This is a genomic window from Streptomyces sp. NPDC030840, assembly GCF_055572015.1.
Genome location: NZ_JBVIEE010000002.1, coordinates 715567 through 733278 on the forward strand (window position 1 = coordinate 715567; position 17712 = coordinate 733278).

At 69.8% G+C, this 17712-nt stretch carries 16 protein-coding genes; 6 read left to right on the forward strand and 10 right to left on the reverse strand.

What is annotated here, in order from left to right; translation table 11 throughout:
* Window positions 1-33: 33 nt before the first annotated feature.
* The 8 genes from ACZ49J_RS07225 to ACZ49J_RS07260 are packed head-to-tail and all read right to left on the reverse strand — an operon-like array spanning window position 34 to window position 8115.
* On the reverse strand, window positions 34-831 hold the full coding sequence (locus tag ACZ49J_RS07225) for an SDR family NAD(P)-dependent oxidoreductase (RefSeq protein ID WP_467452257.1): 798 nt from the start codon (window positions 829-831) through the stop codon (window positions 34-36).
* A 5-nt stretch (window positions 832-836) separates the two neighbouring features.
* Window positions 837-2330: an aldehyde dehydrogenase family protein gene (locus ACZ49J_RS07230; protein ID WP_467452258.1), complete on the reverse strand. Its 1494-nt coding sequence runs from the start codon at window positions 2328-2330 to the stop codon at window positions 837-839.
* Window positions 2327-3208: an ATP-binding cassette domain-containing protein gene (locus tag ACZ49J_RS07235; RefSeq protein ID WP_467452259.1), complete on the reverse strand. Its 882-nt coding sequence runs from the start codon at window positions 3206-3208 to the stop codon at window positions 2327-2329. Before ACZ49J_RS07235 ends, ACZ49J_RS07230 begins: the two co-directional genes overlap by 4 nt.
* Window positions 3201-4283, reverse strand: a complete 1083-nt coding sequence (locus ACZ49J_RS07240; protein WP_467452260.1) for an ABC transporter ATP-binding protein — start codon at window positions 4281-4283, stop codon at window positions 3201-3203. Before ACZ49J_RS07240 ends, ACZ49J_RS07235 begins: the two co-directional genes overlap by 8 nt.
* Complete coding sequence (locus ACZ49J_RS07245) at window positions 4280-5167, reverse strand: ABC transporter permease (RefSeq protein ID WP_467452261.1); 888 nt, start codon at window positions 5165-5167, stop codon at window positions 4280-4282. Before ACZ49J_RS07245 ends, ACZ49J_RS07240 begins: the two co-directional genes overlap by 4 nt.
* Complete coding sequence (locus tag ACZ49J_RS07250; protein ID WP_467452262.1) at window positions 5164-6114, reverse strand: ABC transporter permease; 951 nt, start codon at window positions 6112-6114, stop codon at window positions 5164-5166. The genes ACZ49J_RS07245 and ACZ49J_RS07250 overlap by 4 nt, the downstream gene beginning before the upstream one ends.
* Window positions 6115-6130: 16 nt before the next feature.
* Entirely contained in the window at window positions 6131-7651 is a 1521-nt protein-coding gene (locus ACZ49J_RS07255; RefSeq protein WP_467452263.1) for an ABC transporter substrate-binding protein, read from the reverse strand.
* Window positions 7648-8115, reverse strand: coding sequence for an isocitrate/isopropylmalate family dehydrogenase (locus ACZ49J_RS07260; RefSeq protein WP_467452265.1), 468 nt, complete (start codon window positions 8113-8115; stop codon window positions 7648-7650). Before ACZ49J_RS07260 ends, ACZ49J_RS07255 begins: the two co-directional genes overlap by 4 nt.
* A gap of 122 nt (window positions 8116-8237) precedes the next feature.
* Between ACZ49J_RS07260 and ACZ49J_RS07265 the strand changes: the two genes are divergently transcribed.
* Together ACZ49J_RS07265 and ACZ49J_RS07270 are read left to right on the forward strand one after the other, a co-directional pair.
* Window positions 8238-9698, forward strand: coding sequence for an amidase (locus ACZ49J_RS07265; protein WP_467452267.1), 1461 nt, complete (start codon window positions 8238-8240; stop codon window positions 9696-9698).
* On the forward strand, window positions 9695-10462 hold the full coding sequence (locus ACZ49J_RS07270) for a FadR/GntR family transcriptional regulator (protein ID WP_467452268.1): 768 nt from the start codon (window positions 9695-9697) through the stop codon (window positions 10460-10462). The genes ACZ49J_RS07265 and ACZ49J_RS07270 overlap by 4 nt, the downstream gene beginning before the upstream one ends.
* Window positions 10463-10560: 98 nt before the next feature.
* On the opposite strand, the gene ACZ49J_RS07275 is transcribed toward ACZ49J_RS07270, so the two are convergent.
* Window positions 10561-11022 carry an Lrp/AsnC family transcriptional regulator gene (locus tag ACZ49J_RS07275; RefSeq protein WP_467452270.1) on the reverse strand — a complete coding sequence of 154 codons (462 nt, stop codon included), beginning with the start codon at window positions 11020-11022 and terminating at the stop codon, window positions 10561-10563.
* Between the two features lie 131 nt (window positions 11023-11153).
* Between ACZ49J_RS07275 and ACZ49J_RS07280 the strand changes: the two genes are divergently transcribed.
* Complete coding sequence (locus ACZ49J_RS07280) at window positions 11154-11489, forward strand: acetolactate synthase small subunit (RefSeq protein ID WP_467452271.1); 336 nt, start codon at window positions 11154-11156, stop codon at window positions 11487-11489.
* Between the two features lie 187 nt (window positions 11490-11676).
* Here ACZ49J_RS07280 and ACZ49J_RS07285 read toward each other — a convergent pair whose 3' ends face one another.
* Window positions 11677-12435, reverse strand: a complete 759-nt coding sequence (locus ACZ49J_RS07285; RefSeq protein WP_467452272.1) for a heparin lyase I family protein — start codon at window positions 12433-12435, stop codon at window positions 11677-11679.
* Between the two features lie 329 nt (window positions 12436-12764).
* On the opposite strand from ACZ49J_RS07285, the gene ACZ49J_RS07290 reads away from it, so the two are divergent.
* The 3 genes from ACZ49J_RS07290 (at window position 12765) to ACZ49J_RS07300 (ending at window position 17514) form a co-directional block, all read left to right on the forward strand.
* Entirely contained in the window at window positions 12765-13538 is a 774-nt protein-coding gene (locus ACZ49J_RS07290; protein ID WP_467452273.1) for a sulfite exporter TauE/SafE family protein, read from the forward strand.
* Window positions 13539-14002: 464 nt separating this feature from the next.
* Complete coding sequence (locus ACZ49J_RS07295; RefSeq protein WP_467452274.1) at window positions 14003-16288, forward strand: glycosyl hydrolase family 95 catalytic domain-containing protein; 2286 nt, start codon at window positions 14003-14005, stop codon at window positions 16286-16288.
* A gap of 551 nt (window positions 16289-16839) precedes the next feature.
* Window positions 16840-17514 carry a lytic polysaccharide monooxygenase auxiliary activity family 9 protein gene (locus ACZ49J_RS07300; protein WP_467452275.1) on the forward strand — a complete coding sequence of 225 codons (675 nt, stop codon included), beginning with the start codon at window positions 16840-16842 and terminating at the stop codon, window positions 17512-17514.
* Window positions 17515-17712 lie beyond the last annotated feature (198 nt).

Genomic DNA, 17712 nt, shown 5'->3' on the forward strand with positions numbered 1-17712 from the left:
GGGCGGCCCTCGACCGCTTTCGGTGCCGTCCGGTCAGTTGGGCGGCGTGTAACGTCCGTCGATCGCCGTCCAGCCTCCGTCCACGAAGAGCTGACTCCCCGTGACGAAGGACGACGCGTCGGACGCGAGGTAGACGACGGCGCCGACCAACTCGTCCGGCCGGGACCAGCGGCCCAGGGCGCTCTTGGCCGCATAGGCCTGCGACCACTCCGGCACGGCCCTGATCTGTGCGGTCAGCGGTGTGTCCACGACGCCCGGGGCGATGGTGTTCACCCGCACGCCCGACGGGCCCAGTTCGGCCGCCGCGGTCCGCAGCAGCTGGACGAGGCCGGCCTTCGTGGCCGCGTACACCCCCTGTCCCGGCTCGACGGACACCGCGCGGATCGAGCTGAACCCGATGATGCTTCCCCTGCCGCGTTCGGCCATGCCCCGGCCGAACGCCCGCACCAGGTCGAAGGACGCGCGCAGATTGAGCGCGACCACCCGCTCGAACTCCTCCGCCGTGTAGTCGAGCAGGGGCTTGCGCACGTTCGTCGCGGCGGTGAAGACGAGCACGTCGACCGGTCCGAGCTCGTCGGCGGCGCGCGCGACCGACTCGCCGTCGAGCACGTCGAGTGCGTACGCCGAAAGGCCCGGCCCCATCGACGCCGACTGCTCGGCCGCCGTCAGGTCACGGTCGGCGCACACCACCGTCGCGCCGTGCGCGGCGAGAGCCAGGGCGCTCTCGCGGCCGATCCCGCTGCCCGCGCCCACCACGACGGCCCTCCGGCCGTCGAGCCGGAACAGGCGGGAGTACGCGTCCACCACGTCGGTGCGGTCTGTTGCTCGCATGGTCCTCACGGCTTCGTTGTCGTCGGACGGATCACTGCCATACGGGTCACGGTGAGCTCTTCGATGGCGAACCTCGGGCCCTCCCGCCCGGCCCCGGAGTCCTTCACACCGCCGTACGGCATGACGTCGGAACGGAAGCCGGGAACCTCGTTGATGACCACTCCGCCCACCTCCAGGCGGTCGAGCGCGGTGAACGCCGTGTCGAGGGCACTGGTGTAGACACTGGCGTGGAGCCCGTAGCGGGAGTCGTTGACCACGTCGAAGGCCGTCTGAAGGTCGGGGACGGACCGTACGGCGACCACGGGGCCGAAGACCTCCTCCTCCCAGACAGGAAGGGCAGGGTCCACGTCGAGCAGTACCGCCGGCTCGATCACCCCGTCGGTGACCCTGCCTCCGGCCGCCAGCTCGGCCCCCGCCTCGACCGCCGCGTCCAGCCACGCGCACACCCGCTCGGTCGACCGCTTGTCGATGAGTGCCGAGACGCGCGTCCGCGGATCGCGGGGATCGCCCACGGCCACCTGGGCCACTCGCTCCGTCAGCCGGGCCACGAACTCCTTCAGCACGGCCTCCACCACGATGACCCGCTGCACGCTGATGCACGCCTGGCCCGACGCGTAGTAGCCGCCCCGCACCACCGCGTCGGCGGCGGCGTCGAGATCGGCGTCGGCGGCCACCACCAGGGCGGCGTTCGAGCCGAGTTCGAGCAGCACCTTGGTGGGTGCCGCGTCCCGGGCGATCCGGTGGCCCACGGCGGCGGAACCGGTGAAGGACACCGCTCCGATCCGGCGGTCGGTGGTCAGCGCGACACCCACGTCGGGGCCCCCGGTCACCAGTTGCACCGCGGCCCCCGGAGCTCCGCCGTCGCGCAGGGCCTCGCGCAGGAGGTGCACCAGCCACAGGGTGGCCAGCGGCGTCTGCGGGGCGGGCTTGGCGATGACCGGGCAGCCGGCGGCGAGTGACGGCGCGATCTTGTGCGCGGCGAGCAGCAGCGGGTAGTTGAAGCCCGCGATGCCCACCACCACGCCGATCGGCTTGCGGGTCCAGAAGCCGAGCAGCCCCTCCCCCGACGGCAGCAGGTCGAGCGGGACCGTCTCACCGTGCAGCCGGGCCACTTCCTCGGCCGCCGTCAGCAGGGTCAGCAGGGTGCGGTCCACCTCGACACGGCAGTCGACGAGCGGCTTGCCGGTCTCCAGGACCAGGAGCCGCTCGAAGTCCGCGCGCCGGGAGGCGACCTGCTCGTGCGTCGCGAGCAGCGCCGCCCTGCGGGTGTGCGAGGGCAGCCGGCCGACCCGCTCGCGGACCGCGACGGCCGCGTCCACCGCTTGGCGTGCGAGGCCGGTGTCCCCGACCGGCGCCCGCGCGACGACCGACCCGTCGTAGGGGAAGCGGACGTCCTCGGCGGCGGGTGCCTCCACCCAGCCGTCGCCGATGGGAAGACCCTCGGGAAACTCCCTCCCCACGGGGCTGTCGCCGCTGGCAGGTTCGGCATGGGTGGTCAAGGTCGGTACTCCTGGTTGAGGTCGGCCGCGGACACTCCGGACAGTGCCTTGGCCAGGGTCGGGACGGCGGCGATGAGCCTGCGTGTGTAGGGGTGTCGCGGCTCCTCGTACACCTGCTCGGTGGACCCCGTCTCCACGATCTGCCCGTCGTGCATGACCGCGACCCGGTCGCACACGTGACGGACCACGGACAGGTCGTGGGAGACGAAGACCAGCGTGAGGGACAGCTCGTCGACGAGGTCGGCGATGAGGTTGAGCACCTGGGCCCGTACGGACACGTCGAGGGCGCTCACCGGCTCGTCGGCCACGATGATCCTGGGCCGGGGGGCGAGGGCGCGCGCGATCGAGATGCGCTGCCGCTGTCCGCCGGAGAACTGGTGCGGATACCTCTGCGCCGCCTCCGTCGGCAGGCCGACGGCCTCCAGCAACTCGGCCACCCGTTCCTTGCGGTTCGTGTGCCCCTGGGCGACGAGAGGCTCGGCCACGATGTCGCCGACGCGCATGCGCGGGTCCAGCGAACTCATCGGGTCCTGGAACACGAGTTGGAGCCGCTCGCGGACGAACTTCAGCTGTCTCTCCTTCAGCCCGGTGATGTCCCGGCCGTCGATCGAGACACTGCCGCTGGTGGGGCGGTCGAGCCCGGCCAGGATCCGCAGCAGGGTCGACTTGCCGCACCCCGACTCGCCGACGATGCCGAACCGTTCCCCCTGGGGGACGGTGAGACTCACGCCGCGCAGGGCGTGCACCGGCGGACTGGGGTGGCGCAGCGAGGTGCGCGGCCGTCGGTAGTCGCGCGTTACGTCGCGGACGCGGACGGCGTCCACGGCGCCGGTCTGCGGCTCGGGTTCGACAGTGGCGCTGGTCGGCTGCTCAGCCATGGGCGGCCTCCTTGTTCAGGGGTGCGCCGGTCACGTGTGCGCCGGTCTCGTCCGCGCCGCTCTCCGGCACGGGATGGAAGCAGGCGTAGCCGGAGTCCGGCCCGGTCGTGACCCATTCCGGCCTGGCGGCGCACGCTTCGGTCGCCGAAGCGCACCTGTTCCTGAAGACGCATCCGGAGGGGAACCGGCCCGCCGGCGGAACCGACCCTCCGATCGTGGCCAGCCGGCCGCGGTCGTCGACCACGGTCAGGTCCGAGGCTCCGATCAGGCCCTGGGTGTAGCGGTGCCGGGGGCGGGTGAAGACCTCCCGGACCGGGCCGGACTCGACCACCCTCCCCCCGTACATGACCATGACCCGCTCGCAGACGGTGGCCACCACGGCCAGGTCGTGGGTGATGAAGAGCAGGGCCGACCTGCGGTCCTTCACGCCCCGCACGATCAGGTCGAGCACCCGCGCCTGCACCGTGACGTCGAGCGCGGTGGTGGGTTCGTCGCAGACCAGGAGTGCGGGGTCGTTCGCGAGGGCGATGGCGAGCACCACCCGCTGCCGCTGCCCTCCGGACAACTGGTGCGGGTAGGCGCGCTCCGCGGCCGCGGGATCGGGCAGCCCCACCTGGGCGAGCAGTTCCACGGCGGCGTCGCGGGCGGAGGCGCGGTCGGGCCTGGTGCGGTGGACCAGCAGCACCTCGGCGATCTGCCGCCCGACCCTCATCGTCGGGTTCAGGGCGGTCATGGGCTCCTGGAAGACCATGGCGATCTCCTTGCCCCGCACCCGGGACATCCGCGTCTCGTCGGCACCCACCAGGTCGTGGCCGACTCCGGCGAGCCGCACCGATCCCGTGGCCCCGAGGCCCTCCGGGAGCAGGCCCATGACGCTCAGCGCGGTCAGCGACTTGCCCGACCCCGACTCACCGATCAGGCCGACCCGCTCGCCGGCCCGGATGGTGAAGTCGACGTCTTCGACGAGCTTGCGGCCGCCCACCGTCACGCCCAGATTCCGCACGGCCAGTACATCGTCGGCGGAGCCGGAGGAGCCCGGCCCGGAGGCCGCTGCCCGTTCAGGTGCGGTGGTCATCGGCGGTCCTCCAGCTTGGGGTCGAAACGGTCACGCAGGCCGTCACCGAGCAGGTTGAAACCGAGCACCACCACCGCGATCGCCACGCCCGGGAACACGGCCAGCCGGGGGGCGATCGACAGCATCTCCTGGCTCTCCTGCAGCATCCGGCCCCAGGACGGTGTGGGGGGCGGGGTTCCGAAGCCCAGGAAGGACAGGGCGGCTTCGGCGAGTACGGCGATGGCGAACCCGACCGACGCCTGCACGATGACGAGACTGCTGACGTTGGGCAGGACATGCCGCAGAGCGATCGAGAACGGCCCGCGGCCCGCCGCGCGCGCGGCGAGGACGTACTCCGTCTCCATGACCTGCAGCGTGCCGCCGCGGATCAGCCGGGCGAAATGGGGGATGGACGCGATGCCGATGGCGACCATCGCGACCAGCGTGCCGGCGCCGTACACGGCGGAGAACATGATGGTCAACAGGAGCGCGGGGAAGGCGAGTACGAGGTCGTTGCCGCGCATCAGCAGCTCTCCGAACCAGCGGGGCGCCATTCCGGCGACGATGCCGAGGGGCACTCCGACCAGGGCGGCGACCCCCACCGCCACGAAACCGACGAACAGCGTGGTGCGCGACCCCATCAGGATCTGGCTGAACACGTCGCGGCCGAACTTGTCCGTGCCGAACCAGTACTCCAGTGACGGCTTCTGCAGCCGCACCGAGGCGTCCACCAGAGTCGGGTCGTGCGGGGTCCACACGAAGGACAGCAGCGCCATGCCGAACACGAGCGAGACGATGAGGCCGCCCACCAGGAGGCTGCCCGGCATCGGGCGCCGCCGTCGGCCCTCGGGCACCACCGGCGCGGCCGCGATGCCCGTGTCCAGGGCATTGTCCAGAGCACTCATGACGCACCCACCCTCAGCCGCGGGTCGATCAGCAGATAGACGATGTCCACCAGGAAGTTCACGAGCAGCACCGCCATGGCGATGAGCATGACCACGTCCTGCACGACGATGAGGTCCCGGTTGGAGACGCTGTCCAGCAGCAGGCTTCCGAGCCCGGGGATGACGAAGACCCGTTCGATGACGACGGAGCCCACCAGCAGCGTGGCGAGCTGCAACGCCAGGACGGTCACCACGGGCACCGACGCGTTCCGCAGGCCGTGCCGCAGCAGCGCCCGTGTCGGGCGGAGGCCTTTGGCGCGAGCGGTGCGCAGGTAGTCCTCCCTCAGGACGTCGAGCACGGCGCTGCGGACGTAGCGGGTGAGCACGGCTCCCTGCACCAGTCCGAGGGACAGCGCCGGCAGGACCAGCTGTTTGAGGAACAGGACCGGATCCTCGACCGGGGGTGTCCAGCCGTTCGCCGGCAGCCATCCGAACTGCACCGCGAACACGGTGATCATGAGGATGCCCGCGAGGAAGGCCGGGACCGCAACGCCGACCTGGGACAGGGCCGAGAGGAGCAGCCCGGACGGCTTGCGGTGCCGCACGGCCATGAGGATGCCCAGGGGAATCGCCAGGACGCAGGCGACCACCATCCCGGCGCCCACGAGCCACAGGGTGACCTGCAGACGGTCGGCGATCTGCGGGCCGATCGGCGTGTGCGAGATGTAGGAGTTCCCCGGGTCGAACGTCACCAGTCCCCGTACCCAGCTGACGTACTGGTCCACGAGTGGCCGGTCGAGCCCGAACTCCCCGCGCAGTTGCGCCACCGCCGCGTCCGACGCGCTGGTGCCGAGGACGACGCGGGCCGGGTCCCCCGGCAGCACCGCCATGAAGGCGAACACCAGCACGGAGCTCACGACAAGGCTGGCCAGGAGGACCGCGATCCGCTGTACCAGACGGACGATCATGGGTTGGCGCCTCCCTTCATGACCGGCCCAGGCCGGTGAGATCCAGTGACTCGGAGACGTTGTTCACGGGCAGGCCCGTGATGTCGTGGTCCGCCACCATCAGGTTCGGCAGCAGGAACAGCCAGTCGGCCGCGGCGTCCTTCGACAGCAACCGGGCAGCCGCCCGCATGGAGGTGATCTGCTCCTGCTGCGTGCCCCGGTCCGCCTTCTGCAGCAACGCCCGGAACTCGGGGTTGTCGTAGCGGATGTAGGAGGTCTTGTTGCCGAACACCGTCTGCATGTCGCGGGGTTCCACGTGGGCGATGATGGACATGTCGTAGTCGGCGTTCTTGAACACGGTGGTCAGCCAGGCGGCGGGGAACTCCAGCTGGTCGAGCCTCACCTTGAACCCGGCCTGCTCCAGCTGGCTCTTGACCACGGTGCCGCAGGCGGTGGCGTACGGCAGTGTCGGAAGCCGCAGCCGCAGCGTACGGCCGGCCTGGCCGGACTCCTTCAGGAGCTTCCTGGCCCTGTCACGGTCGTACGGGTACATGTCCGTGAGGTCCTGGTACCACGGGTCCGTCGGAGGGACCATGCTGCCGATGAGCGTGCCGCGCCCTCCCCAGCAGGTGTCCACCAGTGCCTTGTGGTCGATGGCGTAGCGCACCGCCTGGCGGACCTTCCGGTTCCGCAGCGGTCCCGAGCCGTTGTTGAGGGAGAGGACCACCTCGCCGTTGGAGGTGCCCTCGATGACCTTGTACTTCGGGTTGTTCTCGAACCGGTACAGGGCGTCCGGGGTCTGCATCACGCCGATCACGTCGATGGTGCCCGTGAGCAGCGCGTTGTTCATGGCCGTCGGATCCTTGAAGTACTTGAGGACGACCGACGAGAAGTGCGGTTCGCGGCCCCAGTAGCCGTCACGACGGGCCAGCGTGATCGAGTCGCCGCGGTTGAACCTCTTCACCACGTACGGGCCGGTGCCCACCGGCTCGGTGGCCAGTTCGCCCACGCCGGTCCGGCTGAACATCGCGCCGACGCGGGTGGTCATCCGGTACAGCCAGTCGTTGCTCGGCCTTTTCAGGGTGACCTTCAGTTCGGTGGGCGACACCGCCGTCACCTGGTCGACGACGTCCATCTGGGCCTTCTGCACCAGCGTCCAGTCGGACGTGACGCGTTCGATGGAGAACTTGGCGTCCTCGGCCGTGAACGGTGCGCCGTTGCTGAACCTGACACCCTTCGCCAGCTGGAACGTGTACGTCCTGCGGTCCTTGGACAGGCTCCACGACCTGGCCAGGGAGGGCCGTATTCTCGCGTCCTGGTCCAGCTTCACCAGGTTCTCGTAGACGTTGTAGAGCAGGGCCTGCGGGATGGCGGCACCCTCGGTCCTGGTGAAGTCGAGGTTGGCCGGCTCGGCGCTGAGGCCGATCGTCAGGGTGTTGCGGGATTTCCCGGCACTGCCGGTCGCCAGGGACCCGGCCGAGCAGGCCGCCAGCAGCACGCATGCGAGCGTGGCCGCGACCGTCCTGGTGAGCCGCGTCAGCCGCCGTGTGTGTCTCACGTGTTCTGCACCTGGCTTTCCATCGTGTGCAGGACGGCGGACGCCACGTCCGCTGTGGTCGCGTCGCCACCGAGGTCGGCCGTGTGGTGCCTGGCATCGCGCGAGGTGCCCGCCACCGCGTCACGGACACGGCGAGCCGCGCCGCCGTGTCCCCGGTCGTCGAGCAGTGACGCGCAGCCCATGATCGGGCCCCGGACCAGTTCGTGTTCCGGCACGTCAGGGCGTCCGACGGCGCCGAACAACACGGCGTCCGACCGCTTGACCGGGTCGGCCGTGCCGGCCGGCACGGCCGCGCCCTGCTGGAGGAACCGCTCGCCTCCCCAGTCGAACGAGGTCACGTCGAGCCGGTGGCCGCCGGACTCCAGGGCGGCCTGTAACACGGGCACGGTCGCATGGACGACCTCGGGGCCGATTCCGTCGCCCGGCATGACGGCGAGCCGTACGGCCTTGCGTTCCCGTGTCATGGAGTCACCTTCCGTTGTGACTGGCCTGACCAGTAAACTCACTTGCCAGGTACCGTGGCGACTCAGCTTGTACTTGTCAAGGGCGCGCAGTTCTCGGGTAATTCGAGCGAAGGAGAGTGCGGGTGCTCACGGAACAGGGCCTGGCCACCATGCCGGCCGTCGAGATGGTGGCCGGATTCGCTGATCGCACGCTGTCACCGGTCGAGGTCCACGACGCCGTGCAGTCGGTGATCGAGGCGCGCGAGCATGTGCTCAACGCGTTCTGGGCGCGGGATCCCGACGAGTCCCGCAAGGCAGCCCTGGCCAGCGAGGCCCGTTGGGCGGCGGGGGAACCGCTCGGCCCCATCGACGGCGTACCCGTCACCCTCAAGGAGAACGTCGCCCGCAAGGGCATCCCCATGCCCTCCGGCAACGCGGGGGTCGAGCCGGTCGTTCCCGAGACGGACGCGCCCATCACCGCGCGGGTCCTCGAATCCGGTGGGGTCGTCCTCGGGTCGACCGTGATGCCGGACTGGGGCATGCTCTCCTCGGGGGTCTCCAGTCGGCACGGCATCTCACGCAGCCCCTGGAACGCCGCCTGGACGACGGGCGGTTCCAGCTCCGGCGCGGGGGCGGCGGCCGCCGGTGGATACGGTCCGCTGCACGTCGGCACCGACATCGGCGGGTCGATCCGGCTGCCGGGCACGTGGCTGGGCCTCGCCACGCTCAAGCCCAGCTACGGGAGGGTCCCGCTGGACACCCCGTACCTGGGGCGTGCCGCCGGTCCCATGGCGCGCACCGTGGCGGACGCGGCCCTGTTCATGCGTGTCCTGAGCCGGCCGGACCCCCGGGACTGGACAAGCCTGCCGCCACAGGACATCGACTGGTCGGCGCTGGACGGCGAGATGCGAGGACTGCGGGTGGGGGTGCACCTGGACGCCGGCTGCGGAGAGCCGTGCGATCCGGAGATCCTCGCCGCGGTGAACGGTGCCGCCGCGCTGTTCGAGGCGGCGGGAGCCGTCGTGGAGCCGGTCGGGCCCTTCATGAGCCAGGACCTCCTGGACGACCTGGATCTGTTCTGGCGCGTGCGGTCCTGGAACGACTTCCGCGCACTGGCACCCGAGGCCCGGCTGCGCGTCCACCCTCACATCGTCCAGTGGTGCCAGGGAGGCGCTGACGTGCCGGGCACGAAGGTCCTCCAGTGCTACCAGCAGATCATGCGCATCCAGGCGCAGACCGTGGCCGCGACGATCCCGTACGATCTGGTGCTCTCGCCGGTGGCTCCGGTGGCGGCGTTTCCCGCTGAGCAGCCGATGCCGTTCGAAGGGGACGGGAAGACCATGTCCCACATCGGCTTCACCGCGCCGTACAACATGTCGGGGCAGCCCGCGGCGACCGTCAACTGCGGCTTTACGGCCGACCGCCGGCCCATCGGGGTGCAGATCGCGGGGCGCCGCTTCGACGATCTCGGCGTCCTGAGGGCGGCGGCATGGTACGAACGGAACCGGCCCTCCGAGGCGGTCCCGCGCTGGCCGGACAACGCCCCCGTGACATCCACTGGGGAGAAGACGACATGGACCACGTCCGAAGGGGAGAAGCCGTGAGTGACGGGGCACAGTTCCGGCAGGTGTCGCCGGTGCGGCTCTACCAGCGCATCGTCGAGCAGATCGAGCAGGCGATCGTGCGCGGCGACCTGAAGCCCGGTCAACGGCTGCCGAGCGAGCGAGAGCTGGTGATGCAGTTCGGGGCGAGCCGGCCCACTGTGCGGGAGGCCCTGCGCGTGCTGGAGAGCAACGGCCTCGTCCGCTCGCGCCCGGGTGACCGCAACGGCCCGGAGGTCCTGCCGTTCTCCCCGGCCGGCCTGACCAAGGAGATGACCCGGCTCGTCCGGTTCGACACCATGTCGATGGCGGAGCTGATCTCGTTCCGCATGATCCTCGACGGGTCGGCGAGCCTGCTCGCGGCCCGGCTGCGGTCCGAGGAGGAGCTGGCCTCCATGGAACGGACGATCGCCGTCATGTCGGACGCGATCGAGCAGGGGTACGAGGAGTTCAGCAAGGCGGACGTCGCGTTCCACGAGGCGGTGGCCGTGGCCAGCCGCAACTCCCTCATCGAGGTCTGCAACCAGGTGGTCCGGGGCGCCGTCCTGTCGCTGATATCGGACAAGGTCGCCCACGCGCTCAACAGCACGGCGCTCATGCGGGAGTCGCTCCTCCACCACCAGGAGGTGCTCGAGGCGATCCGGGCCCGCGACGGCCTGGCGGCGGCGCGCGTTTCGCGGCGCTCGCTGTACGACTACTACGCCGGCTACGTCCCCGAGGACGAGCGGGGGCCGCTGCTCGCGCTCGTGGACGTCGAGGAGGCCTGACCCAGGGGGCTCGTCCACCCCAAAGCAGCATCCGATCACCCGCCCCGATGACGCGTCCGGGGTGGGCGGGCCGAACGCGTCGCTCGTACGGCACGGGCTCAGGGCACGGCAGTTCCGCGCTGCCAGGAGTCGATGACGATCAGCGTCTTCGTCTGCAGCACACCCACACCCTTGCGACGCAGGCGGTTGACCACCTTCTGCAGCTCGTCGACGTTGTCGACATGCAACCGGACGAGTGCGTCCACGTCGCCGGTGAGCGTCAGCACCTCGTCGACCTCCGGCAGGGTCGACGCGAACTCCACGATGTCGTGGATGTCCGTGTCGCCCGTGAAGCGCAGCTCAGTGACGGCCTGAAGACCCTGACCGAGCTTGGCCTGGTCCGTCGTGATCGTGTAGCCGGTGATGACTCCCGACTCCTCGAGGCGTGCGATGCGCCGACGGACCGGCGCCGGCGAGAGCTTCACCTGGCGGGCGATGTCGCGGACGGTGCGCCGCCCGTCGGCTCGCAACAACTCCAGGATCCGCAGATCGATCGAGTCGAGATGTATGGATGCCGACATGCCACAAGTGTAAGTAGTACTTCCCTCAACGCTCATGGCCGACCCGACAGACTGCTCGAAAGGAGCGCGCTTCGCCGTTCCGCGCGCACTTTTGTTGTGGACGGGCCGGGCCCCTTGGAACCGTGTTCGTCATGTCCGCCGCGATAGACCCCGCAACACGCCCTGTCCTCGCTGAAGTTGTGCAGCCGGGCACGCACCGTGCCGGTGCCGTCCTGCGAGTCGATGTCGTCGCCATGCCCTTGGCGGTCGCCCGCATCGCCTCCCTCCTGGCTCAACGCCGGTTCGAGATGCTCACCATGGACGTCGCCGCGCCCGTCGACGGGTTGCGGAGGATCACCGTCGAGGTGGACACGGCGGACGAGATCAGAGTGGAGCAGCTCGCCAAGTTCCTGAACCGCTCACCCGACGTCGTCGAGGTCGTCCGCCTCTGCGACGACTGGTCGATCAATCGGCGCGGGCATCCGTGACGGTCACGTTCACCGAAGGCCGGCTCCCCGAAGCCGTCGCCGTCGCAGGGGCGTTCTCAGCATCCGGCGTGGTGACAGCGCCGCTGCGACAGGCTGCCGCCGGCACGCTCGACGTGACCGGTGAACTGGTACGCGGGCTGTACCGCGACATGGCGCTCGGGCGCCGCTTCGATCATGTGACTCCCGGTCACCAGTTCGCGGGTTCGGCCAGGCTGTACGAGTTCGCGACGCGTGCCTGGTCGTGGAAGACGGAGAGCTCCCAGGGGCCGGCGGGCTGGTTCTCGCGCCAGCCGGTGCAGTAGATGCCGGAGGACCACCGGACCGTGTTCGACGTCTTGGGCAGCACGGGAACTCCGGTCCTGCTGTACTTCTTCACGCCGTTGACCCAGATCTCGAAGGCGCCGTCGGTCGCGTGGAACTTCAGGCGGGTGACGATCCGGATCCACGTGCCGCGCAGATCGGTCACCTTGGCGACGTTCGCGCTGAAGCCGCCGGAGCCGCCGATGCGCAGGTCGTCGTTCTGGATGAACATCAGCTCCCACGGCCCCTCCGGGTCCTCGGGCGACCACTGCTGGAAGGTGACGTTCTGGTTGTGGAACCGCCAGTCGGGGGCGATGCGGATGGCCTGACCGTAGTAGCGGTCCTGGCCCACGGACTGGGTCGAGGCCTGCACCGTCTCGGAGTGGTAGCCGCCGCCCTCGTTGATGTAGGTCTGCTTCGCCTCGATGGCGTTGCCGCCCTTGTACGCGGGGGTGGTGACGTTGCGCAGGACCCCTCGCTTCTGTGGCCTCTGCGGGTAGTTGGACCACCCTTCGACGGTGCCCTCGTCCTGAAAGTAGACCCCGGCGGGCAGGGCCTGGACGCCAGCGTCGCTCCGGGTGCGGGCCGCCGCGGAACCATCGGCCAGAGCGAGGCCTGCGACCAGAGCGCCAATGAGGCAGAGCACGCGCGTCCTTGCGCCGATTCGCTTCCTTAACATCCGATCAATCCTCCTCATGGGATTCTGGGCTCTGTCCGAGCCGCCACAGAAAGTACCCCCAAGCACCTGACGCGTCCATATCAAACACCTGGAGAGATCCGATGTTGTCGCGCCCAACCCCAGAGGGGGCCGATTCCTCCCTGACGAAACGCGGTGGACCACTCACGGGACCCCGCCGACAGCGCCCACATGCTGAGCGCACACGCTGCGCCGAACCCTTGATCGTGCATGATCAATGCGAGTCCCTCGACCGCCGTCCGTGCGGCGGGGAGGCGACACACTGATCATGTGAGGAGATGGCGTTGTCCATCTGGGAAGCACTGGCCGTCCTGGCAGCCGGCATCGGAGCCGGCACGATCAACACCATCGTCGGCTCCGGCACCCTGATCACCTTCCCGGTACTGCTCGCCACCGGGCTGCCACCGATCACCGCCAACGTGTCCAACGCCCTCGGACTCGTCCCCGGCTCCATCAGCGGAGCCCTCGGGTACCGCGCCGAACTCCGCGGACAGGGCCGCCGCGCGCTCGTCCTCGGCCTCACCGCTCTCGCCGGCGGACTCGGCGGCGCCGTCCTGCTGCTCGCCCTGCCCTCCGGGGCCTTCGACGCGATCGTCCCCGTACTGATCGCCCTCGCGCTCGTCCTGGTACTGCTCCAGCCACGCCTCTCCCGAGCCGTACGGCGCCACCGCGAGAACAACGGCACCACCTCCCGCCCGCACGGCGGCCCCGTCCTCCTGGCCGGGCTGCTCCTCGCGAGCGCGTACGGCGGCTACTTCGGCGCCGGCCAGGGAATCCTGTACCTCTCTCTGATGGGCCTGCTCCTCGACGACGATCTGCAGCGCGTCAACGCCGTCAAGAACATCCTCGGAGCCGTCGTCAACGGCGTCGCCGCCTGCTTCTTCCTCTTCGTCGCCGAGTTCGACTGGACGGCGGTCCTCCTGATCGCCGTAGGCTCCGCCCTCGGCGGCCAGATCGGCGCCAAGACCGGCCGCCGTCTGCGGCCCACCGTGCTCCGCGCCGTCATCGTCGCCGTCGGCGTCATCGCGATCGTGCAGCTCCTGCTGCGCTGACACACCGCGGCCGACCGCGCCGCCGCCGCCGGCCCAGCCGAGGCCGCCCGTCGGGCCGCGCAGGCCGGCCGAGGGCCCGAGCAGGCGGTCGCGGCCCGGCAAGCGGCCCCCGCACCACCGCGACAGCACGGCAGGCGGCGAGCGGGCCACCGCCCGGACCGAGCCGCCAGGCCGGCACCAAAGGGAGCTCCGCCTCCGCCACAGCCACCGACTCCCGCTGCTGAACACCGAACAGACATCGGTCGGATCGCCGCCGTTCCCTCACTGGGGCGCTTCCGGGCATGTCAGTTCACCTGCGTATACTCTCAAGTCGTCTACTGGCAGACCCCGTTCCGCTTTCCGATACGTCGGAGGTCTTCCCCTTCACTCCAGGTGCCTGCACCATGCCAGGTGGCAGTTCACAAGCAGGAATGGGAGGCATCTACGTGACCGTGACGCCTGGGAACGGGATCTCTCGAAGAGGTGTGATCGGGACGGCGGCCGCGGTCGCCGCGATGGGCTGGTCGGCAGGGTCCGGCACCGGGTGGGCGGCGCCCCGCGAGGCCGGCGGATCGCAGGGACTGCACGAACGGATGGCCCGGGCCGCCGCCCTGCGCTGGCGGCGGATGCCCGGTGACTGGAAGGACGGCCCCTTCCTGAGCAACGGCCTGCTCGGGGTGCAGGTCTACCGGGGCGCGACGGCCAACTCCGTGAAGGTCATGGTCAGCCACAACCAGGTGCAGGACCAGCGGCCGCAGTGGCGTGCGCCGTACGGATTCTCCCGGTTACCCATAGGGCACTTCGACCTCACGCTCGCCGGCGAGGTGACCGGCGTCGACTGGACCCTGGACCTCTGGGACGCCGAACTGCGCGGTACCGTCACCACCACCCGGGGCAGCGTCCGCTTCTCGATGCTGGTGCACAACGCCCGCAGCGCGCTGCTGATCTCCACCCGGCCCAGCGCCGGCGAGGAGGACGCGGCCTGGTCGTTCACATGGATGCCCGCGACCTCTCCACGCACGAAGGACAAACCCACCGACTACACCGGCAACCCCGACCCCACCGTCGGCTCGGCCGGTGACACCGGATACGTGCGGCAGCCGCTGATCGCGGGCGGAGGGTGGACCACCGCCTGGCGCGAACGGCGCGTCGGCAGCGGCAGGCTGCTGGCCGCGCACATCGTCTACCGCTTCCCAGGGGACCTGTCGCGCACCACGGAACTGGCCGTCGCCGAAGTGGCCCGCACGCTGTCCGCGGACCCGGACGACCTGGTGCGCGAGCACCGCGCCTGGTGGCACCGCTTCTACCGGCGCAGCCTGCTGTCGGTGCCCGACAAGCGCATTCAGGACTTCTACTGGATCCAGCTCTACAAGGCGGCCTGCGCCACCCGGGCCGGCGGGCCCTCGATGTCCGAGTGGGGTCCGTGGTACCCCGAGACGGGCGGCAGCTGGACCGCCGTGTGGTGGAACCTCAACGTGCAGATCGCCACCTGGCTGATCCAGGGGTCCAACCATCTCGAACTCGACTCCGTCACCTCGACCTTCAAGGACTTCGAGGAGTATCTGCCACTGTCCGTCCCCCCGGAGTACCGGGACGGGCAGACCTACGCCCTGGCCCACCCCTCCGACTGGAAGCTCCGCCCCGGCGCCAAGACCGTCGGCATCCCCGGCACGTCCACCAAGACCGACAACAACGGCAATCTCATCTGGGCCATGCACAACGTCTGGCTCAGCTACCGCCACACCATGGACGTCTCGATCGTCCGTGACGTCGTCTTCCCGATCCTCGTCAAGGCGGTGAACTTCTACGACCACTTCCTGTACGAGGGCGGCGACGGCAAGCTGCATCTGCCGCTCACCCGGTCGCCCGAGTGGGCCGACGCCGTGGACTGCACCTACGACCTCTCCCTGCTCCGCTGGGGCTGCACCACCCTCCTCGACTGCCTGCGCGTCCTGCGGACGGACCATCCGCGCGCCGGTCGCTGGCGTGAGATCCTGAAGCGCCTGGTGGACTACCCGCGGGACGCGACCGGGATCATGATCGGCGCGGGAAAGCCGCTCACCCAGTCCCACCGGCACTTCTCGCACATGCTGTGGCTGTACCCGCTGCACGAGTTGAGCTGGGACCGGCCGGCCCACCGGGAGATCATACGGACCACCTTCGACCACTGGGTCAAGGACCGTTCTCTGTGGGCGGGTTACAGCTACGCCACCGCCTCCTCGATGGCCTCCCTGATGGAACGGCCCGAGGAGGCCCTCGACTTCCTCACCTTCTTCACCGGCGGAAACCTCGTCAACAACGCCTGGATGACCCCGAACACCATGTACGTGGAGGGCGGGAACCTGGCCATCGAGAGCCCGCTGTCGGCGGCCCAGTCGGTCCTCGACATGGCCGTGCAGAGCCACGGCGGGGTGGTACGGGTCTTTCCCTCCGTGTCCGGCCGCTGGCCCGACGCCTCCGTGCAGGGCCTGCGCACCCAGGGCGCGTTCCTGGTGGACGCGGACCGCTCGGGCGGCCGGACCCGGTGGGTGCGGGTGCACAGCCAGGCGGGCGCGCGGCTCGTGCTGCAGCACGGCATCGACGGCGCCATCGACGTACGGGACGAGCGCGGTCGGCGCCTGCGCTACCGGGAGGCGGCGGCCGGCCGTATCGAGGTCCCGCTCGGCCGGGGGGAAACGGCCGTCGTTCTCCGGCGCGGCACCGCCCTGGACCTCGGCCCGCGTGACGTTCCGGCCGTCGGGGACTCGAAGCCGTGGGGGCTGCCGGACTGAGCGTGGGGCGCGGTCGCCGGACGCGGACTCGTGGCCGGGCCCGCGTCCGGCCCGACCGGTGTCCGAGGAAGCCCGCCGCCGATGGGTTCTCACCGCTCCGGTGTCATGGTCCATCAGATGCACCAGGTGTCACACCAACGCAGCCAGCGGGTCTGCTGATGCCGGCAGACCCGCTGGTCAACACCGTCGGGACGACAGCAGGTGAACCCGGGCCCTCTTGATCCCCAGCAATGCCTCCTTGCGACGGTGAGATCCCGCTACGAGTTGCCAGGGGTCGTTTTCTCCCGATATTTCATCCCGGAATGAGGGTTTGATACCCGGGTGTCGGGTCGCGCCAGGAGAGGGTGGCATCACCGACAAGGCACACCGGTCCAGGCTGCATCCTCGTTTTCCGGTCCCGCGAACAAGTCTGGCTCCCGGCTCACGGAAGATTCCCTGCTCGCCAGCCAGCCCTGTAATCAACTCCGTCTGCTTCATTGACATCTCACTCAGAAGGCCTAGCTTTGGGAGCGCTCCCATAACAGCCTTGCAACTGGAAGGAGTCCCCCCACATGCGCAAAAGGAGTCCGTTAACCGGGCGTCCGCGGGCGTCCCTCCGCCGGCCTCTCCAGGCGCTCGTCATGCTGTTCGCCGTGGTCGTCGGCGCCCTCGCCTGGTCGACCCCCGCCCAGGCTCACGGCACCGTCGTCGGCCCCGCCACTCGCGCGTACCAGTGCTGGAAGACGTGGGGCAACAACCACACGAACCCGGCCATGCAGACCCAAGACCCCATGTGTTGGCAGGCCTTCCAGGCCAACCCCGACACCATGTGGAACTGGATGAGCGCGCTCCGCGACGGCCTCGGAGGCCAGTTCCAGGCACGGACCCCCGACGGGACACTCTGCAGCAACAACCTCTCGAGGAACGCCAGCCTGGACAAGCCCGGACCGTGGAAGACCACCACCATCGGCAACAACTTCTCGGTCCAGCTGTACGACCAGGCGTCCCACGGTGCCGACTACTTCAAGGTCTACGTGAGCAAGCAGGGCTTCAACCCCAAGACTCAGACCCTGGGTTGGAGCAACCTCGACTTCATCACGCAGACCGGCCGCTTCGCCCCGGCACAGAACATCACGTTCCCCGTCCAGACCTCCGGCTACACCGGACACCACATCCTGTTTGTGATCTGGCAGGCCTCGCACCTCGACCAGGCCTACATGTGGTGCAGCGACGTGAACTTCGGCTGAGCCGCAAAGCACCGCACACGGCACCGGCCTCGGCCGGGCGCCGGTAACCCGCCGCCCGGCCGACCGAGCCCCGTCGGGGCAGGGGCCCCATTCGGTCACCCTGCTTCGGTTCTAGTGGTCCTCGCAACACCCCAGTTAGGGGTGCGATGGACTTCGAGATCCGCAAGGTTCGCAAGGCTCAGGGGCCTGTGAAGCTCC